Annotated in this window: 25 protein-coding genes; 9 read left to right on the top strand and 16 right to left on the bottom strand. The window is 59.5% G+C overall.

Annotated features, from left to right (window positions below):
* Positions 1–73 precede the first annotated feature (73 nt).
* Complete coding sequence (locus tag KRR23_RS25815) at positions 74–364, bottom strand: hypothetical protein (protein ID WP_216744749.1); 291 nt, start codon at positions 362–364, stop codon at positions 74–76.
* A gap of 415 nt (positions 365–779) precedes the next feature.
* Here KRR23_RS25815 and argF point away from each other — a divergent pair, with 415 nt between their 5' ends.
* Positions 780–1,700, top strand: coding sequence for an ornithine carbamoyltransferase (argF, locus tag KRR23_RS25820; RefSeq protein ID WP_216744750.1), 921 nt, complete (start codon positions 780–782; stop codon positions 1,698–1,700).
* Positions 1,697–2,806 (top strand): ABC transporter ATP-binding protein, encoded by a 1,110-nt coding sequence (locus tag KRR23_RS25825; RefSeq protein WP_216744751.1) that lies wholly within the window; start codon positions 1,697–1,699, stop codon positions 2,804–2,806. Before argF ends, KRR23_RS25825 begins: the two co-directional genes overlap by 4 nt.
* Positions 2,807–2,974: 168 nt before the next feature.
* Here the strand turns inward: KRR23_RS25825 and KRR23_RS25830 are convergent, their stop codons facing one another.
* Together KRR23_RS25830 and ybaK are read right to left on the bottom strand one after the other, a co-directional pair.
* Positions 2,975–3,757, bottom strand: a complete 783-nt coding sequence (locus KRR23_RS25830; RefSeq protein WP_216744752.1) for a PhzF family phenazine biosynthesis protein — start codon at positions 3,755–3,757, stop codon at positions 2,975–2,977.
* Between the two features lie 98 nt (positions 3,758–3,855).
* Positions 3,856–4,326 carry a Cys-tRNA(Pro) deacylase gene (ybaK, locus tag KRR23_RS25835; RefSeq protein WP_216744753.1) on the bottom strand — a complete coding sequence of 157 codons (471 nt, stop codon included), beginning with the start codon at positions 4,324–4,326 and terminating at the stop codon, positions 3,856–3,858.
* 369 nt (positions 4,327–4,695) lie between these two features.
* On the opposite strand from ybaK, the gene KRR23_RS25840 reads away from it, so the two are divergent.
* The 4 genes from KRR23_RS25840 to glpD all read left to right on the top strand — a co-directional run bounded on the left by KRR23_RS25840 (position 4,696) and on the right by glpD (position 9,856).
* On the top strand, positions 4,696–5,547 hold the full coding sequence (locus tag KRR23_RS25840) for an MIP/aquaporin family protein (RefSeq protein WP_216744754.1): 852 nt from the start codon (positions 4,696–4,698) through the stop codon (positions 5,545–5,547).
* 77 nt (positions 5,548–5,624) lie between these two features.
* A complete protein-coding gene (gene glpK / locus KRR23_RS25845) occupies positions 5,625–7,130 on the top strand; it encodes a glycerol kinase GlpK (RefSeq protein WP_216744755.1) in 1,506 nt (501 codons plus the stop codon).
* A 95-nt stretch (positions 7,131–7,225) separates the two neighbouring features.
* The gene (locus KRR23_RS25850; RefSeq protein ID WP_054593817.1) at positions 7,226–7,981 is read left to right on the top strand and encodes a DeoR/GlpR family transcriptional regulator; all 756 of its coding nucleotides are present in this window, start codon (positions 7,226–7,228) and stop codon (positions 7,979–7,981) included.
* Positions 7,982–8,317: 336 nt separating this feature from the next.
* Positions 8,318–9,856: a glycerol-3-phosphate dehydrogenase gene (gene glpD / locus KRR23_RS25855; RefSeq protein ID WP_216744756.1), complete on the top strand. Its 1,539-nt coding sequence runs from the start codon at positions 8,318–8,320 to the stop codon at positions 9,854–9,856.
* A 75-nt stretch (positions 9,857–9,931) separates the two neighbouring features.
* Here glpD and KRR23_RS25860 read toward each other — a convergent pair whose 3' ends face one another.
* From KRR23_RS25860 to KRR23_RS25915, 12 genes are all read right to left on the bottom strand, one after another.
* Positions 9,932–11,209, bottom strand: coding sequence for a flavohemoglobin expression-modulating QEGLA motif protein (locus tag KRR23_RS25860; protein WP_019692051.1), 1,278 nt, complete (start codon positions 11,207–11,209; stop codon positions 9,932–9,934).
* A gap of 197 nt (positions 11,210–11,406) precedes the next feature.
* Positions 11,407–12,111, bottom strand: coding sequence for a TetR/AcrR family transcriptional regulator (locus tag KRR23_RS25865; protein ID WP_054598170.1), 705 nt, complete (start codon positions 12,109–12,111; stop codon positions 11,407–11,409).
* 114 nt (positions 12,112–12,225) lie between these two features.
* Entirely contained in the window at positions 12,226–13,728 is a 1,503-nt protein-coding gene (gene lysS / locus KRR23_RS25870; RefSeq protein ID WP_216744757.1) for a lysine--tRNA ligase, read from the bottom strand.
* 71 nt (positions 13,729–13,799) lie between these two features.
* Positions 13,800–14,895, bottom strand: a protein-coding gene (gene prfB / locus KRR23_RS25875) for a peptide chain release factor 2 (RefSeq protein WP_102667242.1) whose coding sequence is annotated in 2 segments (ribosomal slippage) — positions 13,800–14,822 and positions 14,824–14,895 — 1,095 coding nt in all. Because the reading frame shifts where the segments join, the coding sequence is not laid out codon by codon here.
* A 106-nt stretch (positions 14,896–15,001) separates the two neighbouring features.
* Complete coding sequence (locus KRR23_RS25880) at positions 15,002–16,003, bottom strand: PleD family two-component system response regulator (RefSeq protein ID WP_216744758.1); 1,002 nt, start codon at positions 16,001–16,003, stop codon at positions 15,002–15,004.
* 42 nt (positions 16,004–16,045) lie between these two features.
* Positions 16,046–17,056 (bottom strand): chemotaxis response regulator protein-glutamate methylesterase, encoded by a 1,011-nt coding sequence (locus KRR23_RS25885; protein ID WP_216744759.1) that lies wholly within the window; start codon positions 17,054–17,056, stop codon positions 16,046–16,048.
* Complete coding sequence (locus KRR23_RS25890) at positions 17,053–19,344, bottom strand: hybrid sensor histidine kinase/response regulator (protein WP_216744760.1); 2,292 nt, start codon at positions 19,342–19,344, stop codon at positions 17,053–17,055. The genes KRR23_RS25885 and KRR23_RS25890 overlap by 4 nt, the downstream gene beginning before the upstream one ends.
* A complete protein-coding gene (locus tag KRR23_RS25895) occupies positions 19,341–20,024 on the bottom strand; it encodes a chemotaxis protein CheW (protein WP_216744761.1) in 684 nt (227 codons plus the stop codon). The genes KRR23_RS25890 and KRR23_RS25895 overlap by 4 nt, the downstream gene beginning before the upstream one ends.
* A complete protein-coding gene (locus tag KRR23_RS25900) occupies positions 20,021–21,298 on the bottom strand; it encodes a protein-glutamate O-methyltransferase CheR (RefSeq protein ID WP_216744762.1) in 1,278 nt (425 codons plus the stop codon). Before KRR23_RS25900 ends, KRR23_RS25895 begins: the two co-directional genes overlap by 4 nt.
* Complete coding sequence (locus KRR23_RS25905) at positions 21,295–21,831, bottom strand: chemotaxis protein CheW (protein ID WP_103319577.1); 537 nt, start codon at positions 21,829–21,831, stop codon at positions 21,295–21,297. The genes KRR23_RS25900 and KRR23_RS25905 overlap by 4 nt, the downstream gene beginning before the upstream one ends.
* Entirely contained in the window at positions 21,831–23,453 is a 1,623-nt protein-coding gene (locus tag KRR23_RS25910) for a methyl-accepting chemotaxis protein (RefSeq protein ID WP_216744763.1), read from the bottom strand. Before KRR23_RS25910 ends, KRR23_RS25905 begins: the two co-directional genes overlap by 1 nt.
* 274 nt (positions 23,454–23,727) lie before the next feature.
* Complete coding sequence (locus KRR23_RS25915) at positions 23,728–24,102, bottom strand: DUF6124 family protein (protein WP_216744764.1); 375 nt, start codon at positions 24,100–24,102, stop codon at positions 23,728–23,730.
* Positions 24,103–24,672: 570 nt separating this feature from the next.
* Between KRR23_RS25915 and KRR23_RS25920 the strand changes: the two genes are divergently transcribed.
* The 3 genes from KRR23_RS25920 (at position 24,673) to KRR23_RS25930 (ending at position 26,191) form a co-directional block, all read left to right on the top strand.
* A complete protein-coding gene (locus KRR23_RS25920) occupies positions 24,673–24,867 on the top strand; it encodes a hypothetical protein (RefSeq protein WP_216744765.1) in 195 nt (64 codons plus the stop codon).
* Positions 24,868–24,962: 95 nt separating this feature from the next.
* Positions 24,963–25,190 (top strand): hypothetical protein, encoded by a 228-nt coding sequence (locus tag KRR23_RS25925; RefSeq protein ID WP_216744766.1) that lies wholly within the window; start codon positions 24,963–24,965, stop codon positions 25,188–25,190.
* A 59-nt stretch (positions 25,191–25,249) separates the two neighbouring features.
* Positions 25,250–26,191, top strand: a complete 942-nt coding sequence (locus tag KRR23_RS25930; protein ID WP_216744767.1) for a hypothetical protein — start codon at positions 25,250–25,252, stop codon at positions 26,189–26,191.
* A 54-nt stretch (positions 26,192–26,245) separates the two neighbouring features.
* Here the strand turns inward: KRR23_RS25930 and KRR23_RS25935 are convergent, their stop codons facing one another.
* Positions 26,246–26,431: a hypothetical protein gene (locus tag KRR23_RS25935; protein ID WP_216744768.1), complete on the bottom strand. Its 186-nt coding sequence runs from the start codon at positions 26,429–26,431 to the stop codon at positions 26,246–26,248.
* Between the last annotated feature and the right edge of the window lie 24 nt (positions 26,432–26,455).

Genomic DNA, 26,455 nt, shown 5'->3' on the forward strand with positions numbered 1-26,455 from the left:
ACTATGGGCTGTGACCGAGCGCTGCGCCAGCGACGTTCGTCTTGTGAATCGAGGCCCATCAGGCCCGCCGATATTAGCCTTGGGGAAGCCTGGAGGGCGCTTGAAGCTGGATTTCCTGGATGGTTTCGATCTGTTCCTGGGCAATGTGCACGCCCGTGAGTTCGCCAATCAGGCACCAGTGCTCGTCGAGCCCGGTGCTGACGGTGGCCATGCGGTCGATCATCCGTCGACCTGCAGCCTTGGTCACCTCATCCTCGCTGCGCATCAACTCAAAGGACATTGAGGTTATGGAAGCAGTCAGGTGAGTCAGGGTGCGCGCCGTGAGACCTAGCAGCTCTAACAATTGCTGTTCTTTCGATTCCATCCCAAAGGCTTCCTGTGTCACTCGTGACTTAGTTATAACCCAGCACTTTGCATTAGCAAATGTTTCAAGCGAAGGCAGGCTGGATCCTGCCTGCAACTACCCTGTCCGACAGGTCAGAAACCGACCGAGACCGTGCTTTGCCCGCCCCGCTTGATTGCCAAGGCGCGCGAGGGCAGTGTACAAAGGGGTTGCTGCTGTCAGGAAACAGGCTTCAAAAGCGCTACTGCGGTTATCCCGTAGCCTCTCTGAAATCCCCTAAAAACCGTAGCCCTATTGGTAAGACGCGACATTTAATTATAAGATCGCGCCTTCCCCTATTTCGTCGCCTCGTGCGGCTTACGCCGCAGGTCTCGCCCGTTTTTCAGTTAAACAAGGCTTTGAGTATCTGCGGTCTGTTGCAAAAAGGTAGTCAATGATGAGCGCAAGGCACTTTCTCTCCCTGATGGATTGCACGCCCGAAGAGCTGGTCAGCGTGATCCGTCGAGGCATTGAGCTCAAAGACCTGCGTAACCGCGGCGTACTGTTCGAGCCGTTGAAAAATCGCGTACTCGGGATGATCTTCGAGAAATCCTCGACGCGCACCCGGCTGTCGTTTGAAGCCGGCATGATCCAGCTTGGCGGCCAGGCGATTTTCCTGTCGCCCCGTGACACCCAACTGGGTCGCGGCGAACCGATCGGCGACTGCGCCATCGTCATGTCGCGCATGCTCGATGCGGTGATGATCCGTACCTTTGCCCACAGCACGCTGACCGAATTCGCCGCCAACTCGCGCGTGCCCGTCATCAACGGCCTGTCCGATGACCTGCACCCGTGCCAGTTGCTGGCCGACATGCAAACCTTCCTCGAACATCGCGGCTCGATCCAGGGCAAGACCGTGGCCTGGATTGGCGACGGCAACAACATGTGCAACAGCTATATAGAAGCCGCCATCCAGTTCGACTTCCAGTTGCGCATCGCCTGCCCTGAAGGCTATGAGCCAAACCCTGAGTTCGTGGCCAAGGCCGGTGATCGGGTGACTATCGTCCGCGATCCTCGGGAAGCGGTACGCGGCGCTCATTTGGTCAGCACCGACGTCTGGACCTCCATGGGCCAGGAAGAAGAAACCGCCAAGCGCCTCAAGCTGTTCGCACCGTTCCAGGTTAATCGTGCCTTGCTCGATCTGGCCGCCGAGGATGTGTTGTTCATGCACTGCCTGCCCGCCCACCGCGGTGAAGAAATCAGCCTCGACCTGCTCGACGACCCGCGTTCGGTTGCCTGGGATCAGGCCGAGAACCGCCTGCATGCGCAAAAGGCTCTGCTCGAGTTTCTCGTTCCGCCTTCATATCACCACGCATGAGTCATTCATTACTGCTGAACCTGCGTAATCTGGCCTGCGGCTATCAAGACCAGCGGGTCGTCCAGAACCTCAACCTGCACCTCAATGCCGGTGACATCGGTTGCCTGCTCGGCTCGTCCGGCTGCGGCAAGACCACAACTCTGCGGGCGATTGCAGGCTTTGAACCGGTTCACGAAGGGGAAATCCAGCTGGCCGGTGAAACCATCTCCAGCGCCGGTTTCACCCTCGCGCCGGAGAAACGCCGAATCGGCATGGTGTTCCAGGACTACGCGCTGTTCCCGCACCTGAGCGTGGCCGAGAACATCGCTTTTGGCATTCGCAAGCATCCACAGAAAGACCGAGTCACCGAAGAGATGCTTGAACTGGTCAACCTGAAGCACCTCGGCAAGCGCTTCCCGCACGAGCTTTCCGGCGGCCAGCAACAGCGTGTTGCACTGGCCCGGGCATTAGCACCGGAGCCGCAACTGCTGCTGCTCGACGAACCGTTCTCCAACCTCGATGGCGAATTACGCCGCAAGCTCAGCCATGAAGTCCGGGACATCCTCAAGGCCCGTGGCACCAGTGCGATTCTGGTGACTCACGACCAGGAAGAAGCCTTTGCCGTCAGCGATCAGGTTGGCGTGTTCAAGGAGGGTCGACTGGAGCAGTGGGACACGCCTTACAACCTCTACCACGAACCGCAAACACCGTTTGTGGCGAGCTTTATCGGTCAGGGTTATTTCATTCGCGGTCAGCTGCAGACCCCGGAATCGGTGCAGACCGAACTGGGTGTGCTGCGCGGTAATCGCGCGTACACCTGGCCTAGCGGTGGCGCGGTGGATGTGTTGCTGCGCCCCGACGATATCGTTTACGCGCCCGACAGCTCACTGAAGGCACGGATCGTTGGCAAGACCTTCCTCGGTGCATCGACGTTATATCGCCTGCAGTTACCGACCGGCTGCCAACTGGAATCGATCTTCCCGAGCCATGCCGACCATCTGGTCGGCGCCGATGTCGGCATTCGCGTGGCCGCCGAACACCTGGTGCTGTTCCAGGCCTCCGGCAGCACGGCAGCGCACATTCCGGCGGTAGAGTCCGGGGTTCGTCGGTACAGCGCTGCGTATTGAACAATACGGACTAATGTGGAAGCGTTTTTTTGTGGGAACCGGCTTTTGTGGGAGCCGGGCTTGCCCGCGATGCAGGCGACTCGGTTTAGTGCCGAAACGAGTTGATGCCATCGCAGGCAAGCCAGCTCCCACAAACGCCGGCTCCCGCACTCACATACTGATGATGAATTAACCCACCATCAGCGTCCCGCTGGCCACCAGCGTCGCGTTACCACCGATTTTCACCCGATCCCCTTCCAGGCGGCAAAACAATGCCCCGCCCCGCGCCGAACACTGATACGCCGTCAGGCTCGATTTATCCAAACGCTGCGACCAGTACGGAATCAGACTGCAATGAGTCGAGCCGGTGACCGGGTCTTCGTTGATACCGATCGCAGGCGCGAAGTACCGCGAGACGAAATCATGCCGTGAGCCAGGCGCGGTCACGATCGCGCCGGGCCAAGGCAACTTCGCCAGCGCGACCATGTCCGGCTGGCAATCAATCACCGCCTGCTCCGACTCCAGCACCACGAACAATTCATTGGAACCCAGCACTTCAACCGCCTGCACGCCCAGCGCCCGCTGCACATCGAGGGTCACGTCTACTTTGCCCGGTTCAATCGCCGGAAAGTCCAGCCATAACCGTTCGCCTTCCCGACTCACACTCAAGGGGCCCGACTTGCTGATGAAATCCAGGCGTTCGACGGGTTCTTTGTAGACCTCGAACAACACATAAGCACTGGCCAGTGTCGCATGGCCACACAACGGCACTTCGGTGGTCGGCGTGAACCAGCGGATACGCCAGCCTTGCGCCTCACGCACCACAAACGCAGTTTCAGCAAGGTTGTGCTCGGCAGCGATTTTTTGCATCAGCTCATCAGCGAGCCAGGCGTCGAGCCGATAGACCATTGCCGGATTGCCACTGAACGGTTGGTCACTGAACGCGTCGACCTGATGAAACGCTAGCTGCATGAGTGTTCTCCTTCTTGTTAGGCGAAGGCGAGCATGCATCAGCCATTACCCGGCAACCAGAGACAGAACCTGCCGATTTTCACCATACAGCGTGGCAGTCAGGCCCGGCCGATATCGGCGAATTTGGCCTGGGTGTGCTCGGCCAGCACCGTCGGCGCCAACTCGACCTCAAGACCGCGTCGACCCGCACTGACGTAAATGCTCGCGAAAGGCTGCGCACTGTTATCGATGAACGTGCGCAAACGCTTCTTCTGCCCCAATGGACTGATGCCCCCCAGCAAGTAACCGGTCGCCCGTTGCGCAGCCGCGGGATCAGCCATTTCGACTTTCTTCACCCCGGCCGCATGCGCCAGCGCTTTCAAGTCCAGACTTCCGACGACCGGTACGACGGCCACCAGCAATTCACCCTTCTCACTCGCGGCCAGCAGCGTCTTGAACACTTGCACCGGATCCAGCCCGAGCTTTTCCGCTGCCTCCAGACCGTAGGACGCAGCCTTCGGATCATGTTCATAACTGTGCACGCGATGTTCGGCACGAACTTTTTTCAACAGATCCAATGCGGGGGTCATGGCAGCTCCAAGCCTGGCGATAGCAGAAAAATACTGCGCTGGATTCTAGGCCATCACCGAGCAAAAGGCTCTATTACTGGCCCCTGCCCGCTCAGGAACAGGCAAACGCAGGACAAAATCCAGCCATCTCCCAGGGCCATCCAAATGATCATTCAGCTGACCAATAGTTTAAATATGACCGATGGTTCACTTTCGACCTTTGACATCAGCATTTCTTGTCTATATTTTTTCGAATCTGAATAATGCATAAACGTTTCTGCGTAGTACTTGGCAGCAGACCGAGACCAGGATGGGGATCCTGCCTCGGTGAAAATCGCGCTCCGACCATTTCGAGAAGAGCGCCCAACAACAACAAAAACGAGGTTTTCAATGACAACTGCATCGCAACAACCATCGCTCTCGAGCCAATGCATGGCCGAGTTCCTGGGTACTGCCTTATTGATTTTTTTTGGTACTGGCTGTGTTGCCGCGCTAAAAGTCGCGGGTGCCAGCTTTGGACTTTGGGAAATCAGCATCATCTGGGGGATCGGCGTCAGCATGGCGATCTACCTGACCGCAGGCGTTTCCGGCGCTCACCTGAACCCGGCCGTCAGCATCGCGCTGTGCATATTCGCTGATTTCGAGAAGCGTAAACTGCCGCTCTACATCTTCTCCCAGGTCGCTGGCGCCTTCTGCGCAGCGTTGTTGGTTTACACGCTTTACAGCAACCTGTTCTTCGATTTCGAACAAACTCACCAGATGGTTCGTGGCACACAAGCCAGCCTCGAACTGGCCTCGGTGTTCTCCACGTTCCCGAACCCTGCCCTGTCGACAGCCCAGGCGTTTCTGGTGGAGGTGATCATCACCGCAATCCTGATGGGCGTGATCATGTCCCTGACCGACGACAACAATGGCCTGCCTAAAGGCCCGTTGGCGCCACTGTTGATCGGCCTGCTGATCGCCGTTATTGGTAGCTCGATGGGCCCGCTGACCGGTTTTGCGATGAACCCCGCGCGAGACTTCGGTCCTAAGCTGATGACTTTCTTCGCTGGCTGGGGTGAAATTTCCCTCACTGGCGGCCGTGATATTCCGTACTTCCTGATTCCGATTTTTGCACCGATCCTGGGTGCCTGCCTCGGCGCTGCGGCCTATCGCGGGCTGATTGCCCGTCATCTACCGATCGCCATACCTGCTACAAAGGATGCAGAACCCGCCATTGACGGCAAAGCACGAATCTCCTGAAAGCGGCGGCGCGTGATCCTGCCCACCATTGATCACGCGCCCCAACCCACTCCTTTATTTCGTCCAAGGCAATCGACATGACCGACATTCAGAATAAGAACTACATCATTGCCCTCGATCAGGGTACGACCAGCTCCCGGGCGATCATTTTCGACCGTGACGCCAACGTGGTCTGCACTGCGCAACGTGAATTCGCCCAGCATTACCCGCAGGCCGGCTGGGTCGAACACGACCCGATGGAAATCTTCGCTACCCAAAGCGCCGTAATGGTCGAAGCCCTGGCGCAAGCCGGCCTGCATCACGATCAGGTAGCGGCCATCGGCATCACCAACCAGCGTGAAACCACTGTGGTCTGGGACAAGACCACTGGCCGGCCGATCTACAACGCAATCGTCTGGCAGTGCCGCCGCAGCACCGAGATCTGCCAGCAACTCAAGCGCGACGGCCACGAGCAGTACATCAGCGAAACCACTGGCCTGGTCACCGACCCGTACTTCTCCGGCACCAAACTCAAGTGGATCCTCGACAACGTCGAAGGCAGCCGCGAACGCGCACGCAAAGGCGAGCTGCTGTTCGGCACCGTCGACAGCTGGCTGATCTGGAAATTTACCGGCGGCAAGACCCACGTCACCGACTACACCAACGCCTCGCGCACCATGCTCTTCAACATCCACACCCTGGAGTGGGACGCGAAGATGCTCGAAGTGCTGGACATCCCGCGCGAGATGCTCCCGGAGGTCAAGTCGTCATCGGAAATCTATGGCCACACCAAGAGCGGCATCGCCATCGGCGGTATTGCCGGCGACCAACAGGCCGCGCTATTCGGCCAGATGTGCGTTGAACCGGGCCAGGCGAAAAACACCTACGGCACCGGCTGCTTCCTGCTGATGAACACCGGCGACAAGGCGGTTAAATCCCGGCACGGCATGCTCACCACCATCGCCTGCGGCCCACGCGGCGAAGTGGCCTATGCACTGGAAGGCGCAGTGTTCAACGGCGGCTCCACCGTTCAGTGGCTGCGCGACGAGCTGAAGATCATCAACGACGCTCACGACACCGAATACTTCGCCAACAAGGTCAAGGACAGCAACGGCGTGTACCTGGTACCCGCCTTCACCGGCCTCGGCGCTCCGTACTGGGACCCGTATGCCCGCGGCGCACTGTTCGGCCTGACTCGTGGCGTACGCGTCGATCACATCATTCGCGCAGCACTGGAGTCGATTGCCTACCAGACCCGCGACGTACTCGATGCCATGCAACACGACTCAGGCGAACGTCTCAAGGCTCTGCGCGTAGACGGCGGTGCGGTTGCGAACAACTTCCTGATGCAATTCCAGGCGGACATCCTCGGCACCAAGGTCGAGCGCCCGCAAATGCGTGAAACCACTGCACTCGGTGCCGCCTACCTGGCCGGCCTGGCCTGCGGTTTCTGGGGCAGCCTGGACGAACTGCGCGGCAAGGCGGTGATCGAGCGCGAGTTCGACCCGCAACTGGACGAAACCACGAAGGAAAAACTCTACGCCGGCTGGAAAAAAGCCGTCAGCCGCACCCGCGACTGGGAACCGCACGAAGGCGCTGAATAGGCCAAGTAGCGGATTCGTATCGGTATGTAACTGGTAGGGAGGTGATTCGTACGGCATCATGGGCAAATTTTGCACGGCAGCCCAAAGGAAGCCCTATGAATCTGCCTCCCCGTCAGCAGCAAATCCTCGAACTGGTCCGCGAACGCGGCTACGTCAGCATCGAGGAAATGGCTCAACTATTTGTGGTTACACCGCAGACCATCCGCCGCGATATCAATCAATTGGCGGAAGTGAATTTGCTGCGTCGCTATCATGGCGGCGCCGCTTACGATTCAAGTGTCGAAAACACCGCCTACGCCATGCGTGCCGATCAGATGCGCGATGAGAAACAGCGTATCGCCGAAGCTATCGCCGCACAAATCCCCGATCACGCCTCGCTGTTCATCAATATCGGTACCACCACCGAATCCATTGCCCGGGCGCTGCTCAATCACAGCCATCTCAAGGTGATCACCAATAACCTGCACGTCGCCTCGATCCTCAGCGCCAAGGATGACTTCGAAGTCCTGCTGGCCGGTGGCAACGTGCGCCGTGATGGCGGCGTAGTCGGTCAGGCCTGCGTCGACTTCATCAACCAGTTCAAGGTCGACTTTGCACTGGTCGGTATCAGCGGTATCGATGAAGACGGCAGCCTGCTCGACTTTGACTACCAGGAAGTACGGGTCTCCCAGGCGATCATCGCCAACGCCCGGCAAGTCCTGCTGGCAGCAGACTCCAGCAAGTTCGGCCGCAACGCCATGGTCCGCCTGGGACCGATCAGCCTGATCGACTGCCTGGTGACCGACCACGCGCCGGTTCCGGCATTGGCGCAACTGCTGAGCCAGCACAAGATTCGGCTGGAAGTCGTTTAAACCCCTATCTCAAGAGCAAGCTCCCCCGTGGCGAGGGAGCTTGCTCCCGCCGGTCGGTCCGCGCTCGGGCGCAGCAGTCGTAAATTGCTTGATGCGGTGCGCCTGACAAATCGCAGATTCAGGCTTTAGGGCCGCTGTGCGCCCCAGCGGGAGCAAGCTCCCTCGCCACAAAAGCGACACACGCTTGCTAAATGTTCGAAAATTTTCCTTTCCCCTCTCTTCGATCAGAATTTTCAATCGAAGCCGACTGGTTGCGCCTGGATTTATGCGCTACTATTTTCGCAAATGAACATTAATGTTCGAATTCAAATATAGAAAGTACCCCGAGGCCAGCCGATGCCCACTTCAACCTTACCTATGCCCCCTCTTGCCGAGGTCTACGATATCGCCGTCATTGGTGGTGGGATAAACGGTGTGGGGATTGCAGCGGATGCCGCCGGTCGCGGTCTTTCGGTGTTCCTTTGCGAAAAGGACGATCTGGCCAGTCATACCTCGTCCGCCAGCAGCAAGCTGATCCACGGCGGCCTGCGCTACCTCGAACACTACGAATTCCGCCTCGTGCGCGAGGCCTTGGCCGAGCGTGAAGTGCTGTTGGCCAAGGCCCCGCACATCGTCAAGCCAATGCGCTTCGTGTTGCCACACCGTCCGCACCTGCGCCCGGCGTGGATGATCCGTGCAGGCCTGTTCCTTTATGACCATCTTGGCAAGCGGGAAAAACTCGCCGGCTCCAAAAGCCTGAAGTTCGGTGCCGACAGCGCGCTGAAAAGCGAAATCACCAAAGGCTTCGAATACTCCGATTGCTGGGTCGACGACGCCCGTCTGGTGGTGCTCAATGCCATGACTGCCCGCGAAAAAGGCGCCCACGTTCACACCCAGACCCGCTGTGTCAGCGCCCGTCGCAGCAAAGGCCTGTGGGAACTGAACCTGGAACGCACCGATGGCCGCCTGTTCTCGATCCGCGCCAAGGCGCTGGTGAATGCCGCCGGTCCATGGGTCGCCAAGTTCATTCGTGATGACCTGAAGATGGAATCGCCTTACGGCATCCGTCTGATTCAGGGTAGCCACCTGATCGTGCCGAAGCTGTACGAAGGCGAACACGCGCATATCTTGCAGAACGAAGACCAACGCATCGTGTTCACCATCCCATACCTCAATCAATTCACCCTGATTGGTACCACGGACCGTGAGTACACCGGCGATCCAGCGAAAGTCGCCATCACCGAAGGCGAGACCGATTACCTGCTGAAAGTGGTCAACGCGCACTTCAAGAAACAAATCAGCCGCAGCGACATCCTGCACACCTATTCCGGCGTTCGTCCGCTGTGCAACGACGAATCCGACAATCCTTCAGCCGTGACCCGCGATTACACCCTGGCGCTGTCTGGCAGCGCAGAAGAAGCACCGCTGCTGTCGGTGTTCGGTGGCAAACTGACCACCTACCGCAAACTGGCCGAGTCGGCCATGGCGCAGCTGGCACCGTACTTCAAGGAAATGAAGCCGAGCTGGACCGCGCAAGCGACCCTGCCGGGCGGCGAAGACATGACCACGCCACAGGCCTTGAGCGCGTTGATTCGCGACAAGTTCGACTGGCTGCCGACGGCAATTGCCCGACGCTGGGCCACCACCTATGGCAGCCGCACCTGGTGCCTGCTTGAAGGTGTACAGAGCCTGAAGGACATGGGCGAACACCTCGGTGGCGGTCTCTACACCCGCGAAGTCGATTACCTGTGCAGCGAAGAATGGGCCACCAGTGCTCACGACATTCTCTGGCGTCGCAGCAAACTGGGTTTGTTCACCACCCAGGCAGAGCAAGAGAACGTGCAGCTGTACCTGAACAAGCTCGAGCAGAACCGCCGCAAGATCGAAGCGGCCTGATCGGTAATCCGGCTCAACAAAAGCCCCTGAATCTCACGATTCAGGGGCTTTTGCTTAGAAGATCTTTCGACGGCATTACAAAATGTTCGAATAATCCGCTTCGATCCGGTCCAGGCTCAGGTGGTTGAGGAAGTTGGAGAAACACATCCAGGCCGACAAGGCGTTCATGTCACGGAACTGGTCCGGCAGGTACTTGGGTGGTTCCACCAGGCCTTCATCCACCAACTGACGCAGGGTGCGCATGTCTTCCAGGGTGGTCTTGCCGCAAAACAGCAAAGGGATCTGCTCAAGCTTGCCTTTACGCACGGCCAACTGAATGTAGTTGTAAACCATGATAAAGCCCTTGAGGTAGGACAAGTCCTTGGTGAATGGCAGGCCATTGGGTATCGAACCACGGAAAACCCGGCTGGCATTGCTATAGCTTTCAGCCATCTCGAAGCCTTGAGCGCGGAAGAACTCGAAGATCTGCAAGAAGTCCGCGCCCTCCTCGGCCATGTGAATCGCCCGGGTACGGTTGGTCAGTTTGCGCAAGCGACTCGGGTAGGACGCAAAGGTGATGATTTCCATCAGGATCGCCAGTCCCTCCTGGGTCACAGTCGACGACGGTGGACCTTTGGAGAGGAAGGTGCAGATCGGCTGGTTCAGACCGTTAAGCGTGGTGCCGACATGCACCAGCCCTTCATGGACTTCCAGGGCACGTACGTCACGTTCGTTGAACATCGCGTCAGCGCGGATCTTGATGTAGTCGGCACCAGCCGCCGCATCCGCGACAATACCGTCGGACTCGAACACCCGAATGGTTTCCTCGGCTTCGCCAAAGACCTTGTTCAAACGGGTTTGCAGCAAGTGCACGGCTTCCTTGGCGGTGAGGATCTTCGGTTCGTCCTTGAGGTCGCCCCGGCCATCGATGTTGTTCAGGTAGTCGGACATCATCAGGCCAAGGTCGGCCAGCGTCGGGTCACCGGCGTGGAATGCATCGGACGCGGCGCCGTAAAGCTCCTGGGAGATCAACCCGAAATCTTCGGTGCCACGCGCCTCGAGCATCCGCACCACCATGCGGTATTCCTTGCACATGCGACGCATGATCTGCCCGACCGGGTTGAACTGGCCGAGCTGACGGGTGATGTCGCGCTCGATGTTCTGGAATTCCAGCTTCACTTTGCTGGAGTCAAAGGACAGTGGCCGGTTGAGGTAGTAGTCGCGATCCACCGCCGGCATTTCCTTGCCTTTGGCCTTGAGGAAACCCTTGCGGATGTTGTCGTCCCACTTGACCGCATCGAGTACCCGAATCGGCGTCTGCGCCAGCACTATGCGATCGGACAAGGTGCGTATCGTCTGCTGGTATTCGTCCACCGGTTGCTCCCGTTGATAACCATTGCGCGTTGCGTGTTTTGATCGTTCCCACAGGATTTGATCGTTCCCACGCTCTGCGTGGGAATGCATCCCGTGACGCTCTGCGTCACAGCCGAAGCGGACGCGGAGCGTCCATGGCGGCATTCCCACGCAGAGCGTGGGAACGATCTATCGCGAGCAGGCTCGTTCCCACAGGGTCAGGCCGACGCCAGCACCAGGTGCATATATCGCGTCAGAATGCCGAGCATCTCTTGTTCGGCCTCGGGCTCTGCGTCGTTGAGCAGGCCCTGATATTCCATCCGGCCGATAATCGCCGTCAACACTTTGGCATCCTGCTGCGGCTCTCGCGAACCCAATACCTGGAAAAGCTGGCAAGTGCCCTGCAAGAGAATTTGCTGATGCGAGCGCACCAGCAGCGCCAGGCGCGGGTTGAGCAACGCTTCCTGGCGGAAAGCCTGCTCGGCCATCAGGTGCTCTCGGCGGTTGATCAATTGCCGGTGAACATAGTCCGCCATCAGCCGTGCGATGTCGTCAGCCAACTGTGAGCGGCACTCGGGGCTGCCGTCGCCGCTGATGACCATCTCGCGTAACAAGCCTTCGTTATTGGCCCACAACCTGGCCATGTAGGCGGCGCTACGTTCGACGTATTGAGCGAATGTATCGGTGAGCAGGTCATCGATATCCTTGAAATAGTAAGTGGTCGCCGACAGCGGCACACCCGCTTCGGCGGCCACGGCGCGGTGACGTACCGCACGAACACCGTCGCGTACGACGATGCGCATCGCTGCATCGAGAATTTCCTGTCGACGCTGCTCACTGCCCTGTCGGCTGGCTTTCCGTCCCTGATACTGAACGCTTTCAGCAACTGCAGTGGCGATGCCAGCTGCTCCTTCTTGAGCCAATGCACGATTCACGACAGATATTCCTCTCTAACGTCAAAAGTAACCAATTGATACGTTTGTACCAGACAGGCAATAAAAAGCCGCCTGTTATAGGCGGCTTTTTAATTGAAACATTTACGCTTGCGGCCGCATGTGCGGGAACAGGATCACATCGCGAATCGACGGTGAGTTGGTCAGCAGCATCACCAGTCGGTCGATACCGATACCTTCACCGGCGGTCGGCGGCATGCCGTACTCCAGCGCGCGTACGAAGTCAGCATCGTAGTGCATGGCTTCGTCGTCACCGGCGTCCTTGTCGGCCACCTGAGCCATGAAGCGCTCGGCCTGGTCTTCCGCGTCGTTCAACTCGGAGTAGGCGTTGGCGATTTCGCGGCCACCAATGAACAACTCGAAACGGTCGGTGACGTTCGGGTTCTCGTCGTTGCGGCGGGCCAGCGGCGATACTTCGAACGGGTACTGGGTGATGAAGTGCGGTTGCTCCAGCTTGTGCTCGACCAGCTCTTCGAAAATCATTACCTGAAGCTTGCCCAGACCTTCGAAGCCCAACACTTTGGCGCCAGCCTTCTTGGCGATGGCGCGAGCCTTGTCGATGTCAGTCAGGTCGTCAGCGGTCAGCTCGGGGTTGTACTTGAGGATCGAGTCGAACACCGAGAGACGCACGAACGGTTCGCCGAAGTGGAACACCTTGTCGCCGTACGGCACGTCGGTGCTGCCCAGAACCAGTTGCGCCAGTTCACGGAACAGTTCTTCGGTCAGGTCCATGTTGTCTTCGTAGTCGGCGTGGGCCTGGTAGAACTCCAACATGGTGAATTCAGGGTTGTGACGAGTCGAAACACCTTCGTTACGGAAGTTGCGGTTGATCTCGAACACTTTCTCGAAACCACCTACCACCAGACGCTTGAGGTACAGCTCCGGCGCGATACGCAAGAACATCTGCATATCCAGCGCATTGTGGTGAGTCTCGAACGGCTTGGCCGCCGCACCGCCCGGGATGGTTTGCAGCATCGGCGTTTCGACTTCCAGGAAGTCGCGCTTCATCAGGAAGCTGCGAATGTGCGCAATCACTTGCGAACGCACGCGGAAGGTCTGGCGCACGTCTTCGTTGACGATCAGGTCAACGTAACGCTGGCGATAGCGCTGCTCGGTGTCGGACAGGCCATGGTGCTTGTCCGGCAACGGGCGCAGGGATTTGGTCAGCAGACGTACGTTGGTCATTTCAACGTACAGGTCGCCCTTGCCGGAACGGGCCAGGGTGCCTTCGGCGGCGATGATGTCGCCCAGGTCCCAGGTTTTCACGGCGGCCAGGGTTTCTTCGGACAGGGTTTTACGGTTGACGTAAACCTGAATGCGCCCGGACATGTCCTGGATCACCATGAACGAGCCACGGTTGAGCATGAGACGGCCGGCAACCTTGACCGGGATCGCAGCCTCTGCCAGCTCTTCCTTAGTCTTGGAAGCGTACTGCTTCTGCAAGTCTTCGCAGTAGGCGTCGCGGCGGAAGTCATTCGGGAAGGCCTGGCCCTTGGCGCGCTCGGCAGCAAGCTTTTCCTTGCGCAGGGCGATCAGGGAGTTTTCTTCCTGTTGCAGGGCTTGCGGATCGAGTTCTAGGTCGCTCATGTCTTTAAATTTTCCATCACAGGTTCGTTGCCCCCGCCGATGACAGGGGACTTAAGGTCTTGACTGGCGGTTTACAGCCCTTGTTTCAGGCTCGCCACCAGGTATTCGTCGATGTCGCCGTCGAGCACCTTGTCGCAGTCGCTGCGTTCGACGTTAGTACGCAAATCCTTGATTCGCGACTGGTCGAGCACATACGAGCGAATCTGGTGACCCCAGCCGATGTCCGACTTGGTGTCTTCCAGGGCTTGGGAAGCAGCGTTGCGTTTCTGCACTTCCTGCTCGTACAAGCGCGCCCGCAACATTTTCATCGCGGTGTCTTTGTTGGCGTGCTGGGAACGTTCGTTCTGGCAGCTGACCACGGTGTTGGTCGGTACGTGGGTGATACGTACGGCCGAGTCGGTGGTGTTTACGTGCTGACCACCGGCGCCCGAGGAGCGGTAGGTGTCGATGCGCAGGTCCGACGGGTTGATGTCGATTTCGATGTTGTCATCGATTTCCGGCGACACGAACACGGCCGAGAACGAGGTATGGCGACGGTTACCGGAGTCGTACGGGCTCTTGCGCACCAGACGGTGCACGCCGATCTCGGTCCGCAGCCAGCCAAAGGCGTATTCACCCTTGATGTGCACGGTCGCGCCCTTGATCCCGGCGACTTCACCGGCGGAGAGTTCCATGATGGTCGCGTCGAAACCGCGTTTGTCCGCCCAACGCAGGTACATGCGCAGCAGGATGTTGGCCCAGTCCTGGGCCTCGGTACCGCCGGAGCCGGCCTGGATGTCCAGGTAGGCGTTGTTGGCGTCCATTTCACCGCTGAACATGCGACGGAATTCGAGTTTTTCCAGGGCCTCGCGCAGACGCTCGACTTCGGCAGCGACGTCATCGACGGCGGCCTGGTCTTCTTCCTCTGCGGACATCAGCAGCAGGTCTTTGGCGTCGGCAAGGCCGCTGTGCATCTGGTCGAGGGTTTCGACGATCTGCGCCAGCAGAGACCGCTCGCGGCCCAGTTCCTGAGCGTACGACGGGTTGTTCCAGACATTCGGATCTTCAAGCTCGCGATTGACTTCGGTCAGACGCTCATGCTTTTGATCGTAGTCAAAGATACCCCCGAATAGTTTCGGAGCGCTCGGACAGGTCCTTGATACTGTTAAGGATCGGGTTGATTTCCATGGCGGGCAGCACTCGTTGGCGAACTTTTGAAAGCCGGCGAGTATAACGTAATCACGCTGTCACGGCAGCCCGCCTGGCGGCTTTAACGGCGAATGAACGTGCTGGTTCATTCGATGCCGACCTGATTACGCCCATTGTTCTTCGCCAGGTACAACCCCTTGTCCGCCGCCGAGATCAATTGACGGTAATCACTGCCCGGCTGCGGGGTGATGGTGGAGAGGCCAATGCTGATGGTCAGGCTCGCACCTTCGGCCGGAACAACATGCGGGATGTTCATTCCGGCCACGGTCTGCCGGAGTTTTTCAGCGACCAGGCGTGCCCCGCCCGGCGAGGTATTGGGCAATACCAGGACGAACTCTTCACCACCATAGCGCGCCGGCAGATCGGAAGGCCGGCTGCTGGCGTCGCGGATCGCCGTGGCGACTTTGCGCAGGGCTTCGTCGCCCTCCAGATGGCCGAAGTTGTCGTTGTACAACTTGAAGTGGTCGACATCGATCATCAACAACGACAGTTGCGCCTGGTCACGCATGGCCCGACGCCATTCCAGCTCGAGGTATTCATCGAAATGGCGGCGATTCGACAGCCCGGTCAGGCCGTCGGAGTTCATCAGGCGTTGCAGCACCAGGTTGGTGTCGAGCAGCTGTTGTTGACTGACCCGCAGCGCCCGGTAGGCCGCGTCGCGCTGGATCAGGGTCATGTAGGAGCGCGAGTGATAACGAATGCGCGCGACCAGTTCGATGTTGTCCGGCAGCTTCACCAGGTAATCGTTGGCTCCCGCAGCAAACGCCGCGCTCTTGATCAGTGGGTCTTCCTTGGTCGACAGCACAATGATCGGAATGTCCTTGGTCGCCGGGTGGTTGCGGTATTCGCGCACCAGCGACAGGCCGTCCAGACCCGGCATGACCAGGTCCTGCAGGATCACTGTCGGTTTGATGCGAATCGCCTGGGCGATGGCCTGGTGCGGATCCGCGCAGAAATGGAAGTCGATGTTCTCCTCGTTCGCCAGCCCGCGGCGTACGGCTTCGCCGATCATTGCCTGGTCGTCGACTAGCAGGACCATCGCGGCGTTTTCATCGGTTTTAAAGGCGTCGAGCTGTAAATCATCCATGTGCGGGCACCTGAATAAGGCAAGTACAGCTGCAATGATGAGTCATTTTGCAAAGATCTCCAGCAATCGTGGCGCTATCTTGTCCAACGGGTGAATTTCTACAGCGGCGTCGAGGGCGGCGGCCGCTTTCGGCATGCCATATACCGCACTGCTGCGCTGATCCTGAGCAATGGTCAAGTAGCCTTGTTGGCGCATCGATTTAAGTCCCTGAGCACCATCGCGCCCCATGCCAGTCAGCAGTACACCGACTGCATCACCGTTCCAGTAAGTGGCCACGCTTTCAAAAAAAACGTCGATCGAGGGGCGATAGATCTCGTTGACCGGCTCGGCGGTGTAGGCCAGCGTACCGTTCTTCAATAAACGAATGTGGTGATTGGTGCCCGCCAGCAACACCGTCCCGCTTTGCGGCGGCTCGCCTTCCTGAGCCAGGCGCACGTCCAGACCGCTGGCGCTGCCGAGCCATTCAGCCATACCGGCCGCGAACACCTGGTCAACGTGCTGAACCAGCACGATGGCCGGCGCAAAATCACGCGGCAGGCCCTTGAGCAAGACTTCCAGCGCCGCCGGCCCGCCGGCAGAAGAACCGATGGCCACCAGGCTCTGGCGTTGCCCGAAAATACGAGGAAGGGCCGGCGCTGATTGCACGCGGTTACCGCGTTCGCCGATCAGCCAGCCGATATTCATGATCTTGCGCAGCAGTGGCGCTGCGGCTTCTTTCGGATCGCCCGCGCCGAGGGCCGGGGTATCGACCACATCCAGCGCGCCGTGGCCCATGGCCTCGAACACCCGATGGACATTCTGCTGCCGGTCCACCGTGACAATGACGATAGCGCATGGGGTCTCGGCCATGATCCGGCGCGTGGCTTCGACGCCATCCATGACCGGCATGATCAGGTCCATCAGGATCAGGTCCGGGGTGAACTCGGCGCAACGTTGCACCGCCTCGGCGCCGTTTCTGGCAACCCAGACCACCTCATGCGCCGGCTCGAACGCCAAGGCTCGACGCAGGGCCTCCACGGCCATGGGCATATCGTTGACGATAGCGATCTTCATGTCCGCGCTCCTCCTATGAGCTCAACCACTGCATCGAGCAGCGCATCGTCATGAAAGCTGGCCTTGGCTAGATAGTAGTCGGCTCCAGCGTCCAGTCCACGACGACGGTCTTCTTCACGATCCTTGTAGGACACCACCATCACCGGCAGCGATTGCAGCCGATTGTCACGGCGCAACAACGAAACCAGTTCGATCCCGTCCATGCGCGGCATATCAATGTCGGTAATCAGCAGGTCGAAATCCTCGGCACGCAGCGCGTTCCAGCCGTCCATGCCATCAACCGCAACGGCCACGTCATAACCCCGATTGAGCAGCAGCTTGCGTTGCAACTCTCGAACCGTCAGCGAGTCATCGACCACCAGAATACGTTTGCGCGCAACGATGGCGGCCTGTTGGCTGTGCCGGGCGATCCGTTCCAGGCGACCGGTATTGAGCAGTTTGTCCACCGAACGGAGCAGGTCTTCGACGTCGACGATCAACACCACCGACCCGTCATCGAGCAAGGCCCCGGCAGAAATGTCCTGGACCTTGCCCAGCCGCTCATCCAGCGGCAGCACCACCAACGTGCGCTCGCCGATAAAACGCTCGACGGCCACGCCATACACCGTGTCGCGGTCACGGATAACCACGACTTTAAGGGTCGCCGGGCTGTTCTGACTCGCCGGGCGGTTGAGCAACTGGCTGGCCGCGACGAGGCCAACGTGTCGACCTTCGTGCCAGAAGTGCTGACGACCTTCCACCTGGACGATGTCGTCCGACGCCAAATCGCACATGCGCTCGATGTGCGCCAGTGGAAAGGCATACGCCTCCTCGCCTACTTCCACCACCAGACTGCGCACCACCGACAACGTCAACGGCACCTCAAGCTGGAAACGACTGCCCTCGCCGGCCTTCTGCTCCAGCACCACGGCGCCGCGTAACTGGCGGACCATGTGCTGAACCGCATCCAGGCCTACGCCACGACCGGACACCTCGGTAACCTTGTCGCGCAGGCTGAAGCCCGGCAGGAAGAGGAATGTCAGCAGCTCTTCTTCGCTGAGCTGCGCCGCGGTCTCGGCCGGTGACAGTTGACGTTCGACGATACTGGCGCGCACTTGTTCCAGGTCCACGCCATGGCCATCGTCGCTCAATTCCAGCAACAGCAGCCCGGCCTGGTTGGACGCGCGCAAGCGAATCAGCCCTTCGGCAGGCTTGCCGGCCAGCAGGCGTTGCTCGGGTGTTTCGATGCCGTGGTCTACCGCATTGCGCAACAAATGGGTCAGCGGCGCTTCGAGTTTCTCCAGCACGTCGCGGTCGACCTGGGTCTTTTCACCCTCGATTTCCAGCCGCACTTGCTTGCCCAGACTACGTCCCAGATCGCGAACCATCCGCGCCTGCCCGGTCAGCACATCGGCAAACGGCCGCATGCGACAGGCCAGCGCCGTGTCATACAGCACCTGAGCGCGCTGACTCGCCTGCCAGGCAAACTCATCAAGCTCAGCGGTTTTCTCAGCCAGCAACTGCTGCGACTCGGCCAACAGCCGCCGCGCATCGCCGAGCGCCTCCAGGGCTTCAAGGCCCAGGTCTTGCTCTTTGAGGTGAACGTTGAGGTTTTCCAGGGCGCGCAGACTGTTGCTCTGCGTGCGTTTGAGACGCTGCATTGTTGCCAGGTAAGGCTTGAGACGCAGGGTTTCCACCAGCGACTTGCTCGACAGATCGAGCAGACTGTTCAAGCGCTCGGCGGTCACCCGCAACACCCGCTCGCCGCCTTCGGTGACGCGCTTGGCTTTACGCGACGCCTCGACCGAGGCCGCCAGCGACGACTCGAGTTCCGACACCAGGTCCGGCGGCTCGACTTGCGGTGCCGCTGGCTCGGGCGGCAATGAGGGCTGAGCCACGGCAGGTGCTGCAACCGCCAGGGGATCGAGCAAACACCCCATCAGCGCCACGTAGGCTTCGATGTCGCCTGACCCCACGTTGGCACTGCCTGGCGTGGCGATGCGCATCAGCAAGTCCGTGCCTTGCAGCAGCGCATCAATGTGTTCGGGGCGCAGAAAAAGTCGACCCTCCTGCGCGCTGACCAGGCAATCTTCCATCACATGAGAAACGCTGACTCCAGCATCCACACCGACGATCCGCGCCGCGCCCTTGAGCGAATGCGCGGCGCGCATGCAGGCTTCCAGCTGATCGGCCTGGGTCGGGTCACGCTCCAGCGCCAGCAACCCGGCGCTGAGCACCTGGGTCTGGGCCTCGGCTTCAAGACTGAAGAGTTCCAGCAGTGACGCGTCGCGCATTTGATCGGGGGTCATGTCAGGCTCCGGGTCACGGCGGACAACAACTGCTCTTCATCCAGCCAGCGCAGGCTGCGACCTCTGAATTGCAATACGCCACGGGTGTATTTGGCGCTGGCCTGCTCGCCTGACCGGGACGCGGCGTCGAGAATCCGCTCATCAATGGCATGAATCCCGTCCACCTCATCCACCGGCACCACCACCGGGCCGCCGTGAGCAGCAATGATCAACATGCGCGGCATAATCCGCACGCCCGAGGCAACACCTGTGGTCGCTTCCAGCCCGAGCAATTCCACCAGCGACAGGCACGCCACCAGCGCGCCACGCACATTCGCCACCCCCAGCAGCGCTCGCGAACGCTGATGCGGCAGCGAATGAATCGCCTGCATCGGCGCCACTTCCACCAGGCTGCGGGTGGCCAGGGCGAGCCATTCTTCGCCGAGGCGGAACATCAACAGCGAGCGCGTGACCACGTCCGCTTCAACGGCAGTGGACACTTGCGCGCGGTCGTCCTGCTGCAAGGCGTAGCGATCCAGCAAACGTGTCGCCGCCGCGGAATACACCGCGCAATTGCGACAGTGAACATGCTCGATCAGCAGCGGGCAGGACTTGTCGCCGTGGATACCGATACGGTTCCAGCAGTCGTCGATAGCCTGGGCATCTTCATGGGTCACGTTCAGCGAAACAGTACCGGTCATCGTTTACGCTCACTGTCAGCGGTGCGCTCATTACGAGCAGCGCGTTGCTGCAATCGACGGGCGCCGGACGCATCCCCCTGGGACGCCAGTAACACCGACAGGTGCATCAGTGCTTCGGGATGCTGCGGCTGCAAATACAGCGCCTTGCGATAAAAGCCCTGGGCTTCCAGCACGTTGCCGGCGACATCACTGAGCAGCCCCAGCCAGTAAAACACCTGCGCCACCGGCTCATGGTTGCGCAGGTACTCCTCACAGGCGGCCCGCGCTTCGAGGCTTTTACCTTCGTTGGCGAGGGTTGCAATGCTTGCCAGCAGCGCGGCCGCATCGGTATTCGGTGCTTTCTCAAGGCTCGCACGCGGCGCCGGTGCAACGGCGGCAAAAGGTCGGCTGCGCAACGCGGGTGCTGGAACGCTGCGCACCGGCAAACTCAGGGGCAACGGCGGTGCACTCAACACGGGGGGCGGTGCGGGTTCAGGCTCGCTGTGACGGCTGAAGGCGAAGGATTGTGGGATACCGATCGAACGCATCCCCAGACGCCCCAGCAAACTGCCTTCGGCCGGGCCGATAAACAGCACGCCGTCCACGTGGGTCAGGCGTTTGAGCACTTCCAGAACCTGCTGCTGGGTAGGCTGATCAAAATAGATCAGCAGGTTGCGACAAAACACGAAATCGTAGGCTGGCTCATTGGCCAGCAAGGTCGGGGCCAGCAGGTTGCCCACCTGCAAACGCACCTGTTCGCGTACCCGGTCGCTGACGCGATAGCCGTCGTCTTCGATGCTGAAGTAGCGCTCGCGGAAATCGGTTTGCTGCCCACGAAAGGAGTTCTTGCCGTACAGCGCACGCTTGGCTCGCTCGACCGACAGCGGACTGACGTCCACCCCGTCGACCTTGAACTGGTGCGGCGCAAGCCCGCCATCGAATAACGCCATGGCAATCGAATACGGTTCTTCGCCAGTCGAGCACGGCAGGCTGAGAATCCGCAGCGCACGCATACCCTTGATCTCCGCCAGGCGCTTGAGCGCCAGCCTGGCCAGCGTGGCAAAGGATTCCGGGTAACGGAAAAACCAGGTTTCCGGGACGATCACGCCTTCGATCAATGCCTGTTGTTCGTCTGCCGAGCCTTGCAGCCGCAGCCAGTACTCGTCGGCCGTTTCCACCTGCTGCGCGGTCATGCGCTGGCGCACGGCCCGCTCGATGATCGCCGGACCGACAGAGTTCACGTCCAGGCCGATACGCTCTTTGAGGAAATCGAAAAAGCGCTGGTCGCTGCTCATGGGCGCTCCTCAAGCATCGCCAGGTCCAGCGGCGGCGACGGGAACAGCAGCGCCCGCACCTGGGCGTCCAGCAAGTCTGCGACACGCACCCATTGCAGCAGCCCTTGGGCGTCTTCACGCACCGGCCCCAAATACGGCGCCTGACGGTTATCCAGACCATAGGGCTGGAAGTCCGCCGGGTTGCAACGCAGGGTATCGGTCGCCTGCTCAAGAATCAGCCCGAGCAATTGCCCGGGCGTGGCGTCATCCGGCTGATAATGCACCAGCACCAATCGAGTGCTGGTGCGCGCCTGGGCCGGCTGACCGAATGCCAGCTCGCCGACATCGATCACCGGCACCACCGCGCCGCGATAGGCAAACACCCCCGCGACCCATGACGGTGTCCCGGCAATCGGCTTGAGCGGCAGACGCGGCAGCACCTCGGCCACTTCAATGGCTTGCAATGCATAGCGCTCGTCGCCGATACGAAACACCAGAAACAATGACTGCCTGGGCGCCATGCCTGCGCCGCGTTTCGCCACGAGTTCGCTCATCAGACTTTGAATCGCGAGACGCCGCTGCGCAGCCCCACGGCCACCTGGCTCAGCTCGTCGATGGCGGAACTGGCCTGACGCAAGGACTCGACCGTCTGGCTGCTGGCATCGCCCAACTGCACCAGCGCATGGTTGATCTGTTCGGCGCCCGTGGCCTGGGCCTGCATGCCCTCGTTGACCATCAACACCCGCGGCGCCAGCGCCTGAACCTGGTGGATGATTTGCGACAGCTGCTCACCGACCTGCTGCACTTCGGACATGCCACGGCGGACTTCTTCAGAGAATTTGTCCATGCCCATGACGCCGGCCGACACCGCCGACTGAATCTCGCGAACCATCTGCTCGATGTCGTAGGTGGCGACGGCGGTCTGGTCTGCCAGACGTCGAACTTCGGTGGCGACCACGGCAAAACCGCGACCGTACTCACCGGCCTTCTCGGCCTCGATGGCGGCGTTCAATGACAGCAGGTTGGTCTGGTCCGCGACCTTGACGATGGTCACCACCACCTGATTGATGTTGCCGGCCTTCTCGTTGAGGATCGCCAGTTTGGCGTTGACCAGGTCGGCCGCGCCCATCACCGAGTGCATGGTCTCTTCCATCCGCGCCAGGCCCTGCTGACCGGAACCGGCCAGCACCGAGGCCTGATCGGCGGCAGTGGAGACTTCCGTCATGGTGCGCACCAGGTCCCGCGAGGTGGCAGCGATTTCGCGCGAAGTGGCGCCGATTTCGGTGGTGGTGGCCGCCGTTTCAGTGGCGGTCGCCTGCTGCTGTTTGGAGGTGGCGGCGATTTCGGTCACCGAGGTCGTGACCTGTACCGAGGAACGCTGCGCCTGGGACACCAGCGAGGTCAGCTCGGTCATCATGTCGTTGAAGCCGGTTTCCACCGCACCGAATTCGTCTTTGCGATCCAGGTTCAGGCGGCTGCTGAGATCGCCGGTGCGCATGATGTCGAGGATCTGCACGATGCGGTTCATCGGCGCCATGATCGCGCGCATCAACAGCAGGCCGCAGAGACCGGCAGCGATGACCGCCACCAGCAAAGACACGCCCATGCTGACTTTTGCTGCTGTGACCGCTTGGCGGATGGCCTCGGTAGCGGCATTGGACTGATCACGATTGCTATCAATCACAACATTCAACTGCTTGCGGCCATCGACCCACGCGGGCGTCAACTCCTGCTCCAGCGCCAGACGAGCCTGTTCGTATTGTTTTTGCTGATACAGACCGACGACTTTAGCCAACGTCTGATTGTACGTTTGATAACGAGCCTCGAACGCTTCGAAATCGGCCCGATCCTCGGCAGTGAAGATCGTTTTCCGATAGTTGCCCATCTCGTCTTTCAGGTGCGCCTCGGCGCCCTTGTACAGCTCCAGGTCAGCGGCACTCATGTCGCGATGTTCCGAGAGGCCAACGATCCGTTGGGTCAAAACGTAAGTGTCGACCCAGGCGCCGCGAATCATCGAGCTGTAATACAGCCCCGGAACGGCATCCGTCTGGACCGTTTCCTCACTGGATTCAATCTTCAGCAGACTCGAGAACGAGACCATGACCATCAGCAGCATGATGGCGATAATTACCGCAAAGCTCGCCAAAATGCGTTGGCGCAACGTCCAGTTCTTCACAGTCAGTCCTCGGGGCGGTTCAAATGGAGGGGAGTATAGCCGAGGGTACGTTGCGTTTTATAAGCAGTGCATCTCAAGTAGCAACGAAACACCTGTGGCGAGGGAGCTTGCTCCCGCTGGAGCGCGTAGCGCTCCCAATACTGGCGATGACAATGTTTGATCGTTCCCACGCTCCCGCGTGGGAATGCCTCTGGGGACGCTCCGCGTCCAGTGACGCGGAGCGTCACGGGCTGCATTCCCACGCGGAGCGTGGGAACGATCAGTGTGATGGCCGCTACTTTGGTGAGTCCGGTGGGTCGAGGTGATCCAGCACCCGATTCACCGCCAACTCGGCCAGGGAAATCATCTGCTGAATTGCCAGCGCGGTATTGCGTTTGGGGCCTTCGAGTTCGAACGCCAGATCGCTGGCCATGACATTCACCGACGCTAGGGTCTCGCAGGCATGGGCCAGCAGGGTTTCAGAGTCGACGTCGGGGGCGATGACGAAAATGCAGCCGGGGCGTCGGTCGGCTAACAATGTCTTGGTCTCGGGCAACACCAGGTAATGATCGAGCGCACGGTGCGCGGCGGCGTGGAGTTCTTTTGAATCGAGGGAGGCGTAGGGGGAAACGGGGTCGGTTTCGGGTGGATTGGGCGTGGCTTTGAACATGGTGATGCTCCTTTTGCGTTGAGGAGCTGCCGTTTTCGTTTCCAGGCGAAAGGGTGGCAGCTGTACGCGGGCTGGAAAACCGAGGCAAAAGGTACCCGGCAGACCCGAAGGTCTCCCACGCACAGCCGCCATAACGCAGAACTGCGAGCACAAAAAAACGCCGCAGTATGTCATGTGGCGCGCTGTTGCGCCCTTTTGCTCACGGGTTTCCAGGCCCGGCCGCTGAATAAGCAGCGACCCGGAAACAATAGAGATGGGCAACAAAGCGTACAAGCCGGGGAGTTCTGGTGAAGTTGTAGGCAGCGACGCAAGGCAACGTAGCCTCGGACCTAAGCTTTGGGGAAGGATTAAACACGTCAGCGGCTGAGCACTCTTTGTGGCGAGGGGGCTTGCCCCCGTTCGAGCGCGAAGCGGTCGCAAACCCGGCAAGCGCGGAGTCTCGGACGAAACCCGATTGCAGGTTTTGGGGCCGCTGCGCAGCCCAACGGGGCCGTGCGGCGTTCCGACAAGCCCCCTCGCCACAGGTATTCGTGCGATCAAACCTTCACCAAGAACCGAACGATTGAGGGAATGATCCCAAGCAATAGCGCGTTTGCAGAAGACTATCTGCGCCAGGCACTGGAGCAGCAGGAAGAGAATTTGATACGTCAGCAAGCGATCAACGCAGGAATAGCCGATGCTGACGTTGGCAAACCCACCGACTTGAATACCTTGAAGGCCAAGTGGGAAAATCGTGCAGAGAGCCGTGCTGACCGAGCAATTTGAGAGTGACTTAAACACCATCCATGAACACTATTGCGTACTGACAAGCGCTTGATTGGATCAACATCCTCTTTGACTCTCCTCGCAAGGACGCGTGAATGCCCCGTCGTACCGTTTTTTCCATGTTCGGCTTGTTTGCCCTGCTGGCACTCACTGCCAACACCTGTATCGCGATGACCCTGGAAGAGCAATTCTGGGGCATGAGCACCTGTAACATCCAAGACGTCTACCTTGATCAAAACACTCAACAGCCCGTTGGGTTCGGTGATCTATTGCGATCAAGACAGTCAGTAACTTCCCTTTTAAGAGCGATGGATCCTCAATGAACAGTCATGCCTTTCTCAAATATCTGCCACTCACCCTTCTGTGCTTATGGTGCACGTGGGTGAATGCAAACAACGCCGTTGAACCAACCTGCCCGTCCGAGGATTTGCCGACCTTCGTCAAAGCCTTTTCCGTCAGCCCCGAGCTGCAAAAAACCTACACTGCCACGCCGGTGACGGAACAACTCCCTGCTTACGACGAAAAGTCCTACCCGGTCGTGATCCGCCGCAAGTTATTCGATTTGAAACCCGATGCCCTGGCACTGCTCGATCCCCAAGCGCAGGCCAAGGCCGGCTTGAAAACCTTCTGGGTCGATGAAGTCACGTTGGCGGTCCACGACGAACTGGGCAATGTCTTGCAGGCCTTCGTATTCGAGAAAAACACCTGCTGGAACCTGGTGCAAATTGAACAGTGGTCGGTCGAAGACTTGCTCAATGAGCACGTGCCTGCCAACGAAACACCGCTGGAGCGCGAAGTACGCAAAGCCTCGATCTATGAACGCTACGGCTCGCGGGAGGAGTTTCCACTGACCCAGTACTTCTTCGTCCTGGCCCAGCAGATTGACTTGCATGCCGCCGAACAGGGTTCCGCCGCCGGGGCTACGCGGGCCATTATCCTGGGTTACTCCGGGATGTCGCCGGCCCTGGAGCCAGCGCGTATTGAAAAGCTGCTACTGACCTACGCAGAATCTGATCCACAAGCCAAAGTCCTGCTGTCAGACTTCTATTGCAACCAAGGTGATGATGTTTTCGAAAAGCCTTGTCTTGATCCGCGTAAATCCGAAACGATCATGCAGCAGGCAGCCCAACAGTTCGACTCTGGTATGGCCTACTACGGCCTGGGCCGTGGCTACGCCGACGGAAAATGGGGTCAGGCTGACATTCCGCGTGCGTTGGCCTGTTACCAGGCAGCCGCCACTCGAGATTATGCACATGCACTGACGCCACTGACCTGGTACGCCAAAGAAGGTCAGGTTCCCCAACCCGGAATCAGCTGTTTGTAAGAGCATGGCAATGCAGGAGTCGGACGAATCCAACTCCTGCGGCCAACTCAGCCTTCAAAACCGCGAAACACTGCGCATCGCGTCCACCAGATAGCGCATTGCAATGCGGTCACTCTCCGATAACTCGCGGTATTGCTCGACGAGTTTCACCTCCTCTGAACTGAGCCGGCGCGACCTTCGCGAGATGCTCAAGCCTGGAAAAAGCCCCAAAAACCCGATGATGCCTTGCGCTTTTGCCATGGACGATGTCCCTCTGCACGTGAA

This window comes from Pseudomonas sp. CVAP#3 (assembly GCF_018986375.1).
GTDB lineage: Bacteria > Pseudomonadota > Gammaproteobacteria > Pseudomonadales > Pseudomonadaceae > Aquipseudomonas > Aquipseudomonas helvetica.

Coding starts and splice junctions, on each gene's coding strand:
- KRR23_RS25815 (WP_216744749.1), bottom strand. CDS start 364: ATGGAATCGAAAGAACAGCAATTGTTAGAGCTGCTAGGTCTCACGGCG.
- argF (WP_216744750.1), top strand. CDS start 780: ATGAGCGCAAGGCACTTTCTCTCCCTGATGGATTGCACGCCCGAAGAG.
- KRR23_RS25825 (WP_216744751.1), top strand. CDS start 1,697: ATGAGTCATTCATTACTGCTGAACCTGCGTAATCTGGCCTGCGGCTAT.
- KRR23_RS25830 (WP_216744752.1), bottom strand. CDS start 3,757: ATGCAGCTAGCGTTTCATCAGGTCGACGCGTTCAGTGACCAACCGTTC.
- ybaK (WP_216744753.1), bottom strand. CDS start 4,326: ATGACCCCCGCATTGGATCTGTTGAAAAAAGTTCGTGCCGAACATCGC.
- KRR23_RS25840 (WP_216744754.1), top strand. CDS start 4,696: ATGACAACTGCATCGCAACAACCATCGCTCTCGAGCCAATGCATGGCC.
- glpK (WP_216744755.1), top strand. CDS start 5,625: ATGACCGACATTCAGAATAAGAACTACATCATTGCCCTCGATCAGGGT.
- KRR23_RS25850 (WP_054593817.1), top strand. CDS start 7,226: ATGAATCTGCCTCCCCGTCAGCAGCAAATCCTCGAACTGGTCCGCGAA.
- glpD (WP_216744756.1), top strand. CDS start 8,318: ATGCCCACTTCAACCTTACCTATGCCCCCTCTTGCCGAGGTCTACGAT.
- lysS (WP_216744757.1), bottom strand. CDS start 13,728: ATGAGCGACCTAGAACTCGATCCGCAAGCCCTGCAACAGGAAGAAAAC.
- KRR23_RS25880 (WP_216744758.1), bottom strand. CDS start 16,003: ATGGATGATTTACAGCTCGACGCCTTTAAAACCGATGAAAACGCCGCG.
- KRR23_RS25885 (WP_216744759.1), bottom strand. CDS start 17,056: ATGAAGATCGCTATCGTCAACGATATGCCCATGGCCGTGGAGGCCCTG.
- KRR23_RS25890 (WP_216744760.1), bottom strand. CDS start 19,344: ATGACCCCCGATCAAATGCGCGACGCGTCACTGCTGGAACTCTTCAGT.
- KRR23_RS25895 (WP_216744761.1), bottom strand. CDS start 20,024: ATGACCGGTACTGTTTCGCTGAACGTGACCCATGAAGATGCCCAGGCT.
- KRR23_RS25900 (WP_216744762.1), bottom strand. CDS start 21,298: ATGAGCAGCGACCAGCGCTTTTTCGATTTCCTCAAAGAGCGTATCGGC.
- KRR23_RS25905 (WP_103319577.1), bottom strand. CDS start 21,831: ATGAGCGAACTCGTGGCGAAACGCGGCGCAGGCATGGCGCCCAGGCAG.
- KRR23_RS25915 (WP_216744764.1), bottom strand. CDS start 24,102: ATGTTCAAAGCCACGCCCAATCCACCCGAAACCGACCCCGTTTCCCCC.
- KRR23_RS25920 (WP_216744765.1), top strand. CDS start 24,673: ATGATCCCAAGCAATAGCGCGTTTGCAGAAGACTATCTGCGCCAGGCA.
- KRR23_RS25925 (WP_216744766.1), top strand. CDS start 24,963: ATGCCCCGTCGTACCGTTTTTTCCATGTTCGGCTTGTTTGCCCTGCTG.
- KRR23_RS25935 (WP_216744768.1), bottom strand. CDS start 26,431: ATGGCAAAAGCGCAAGGCATCATCGGGTTTTTGGGGCTTTTTCCAGGC.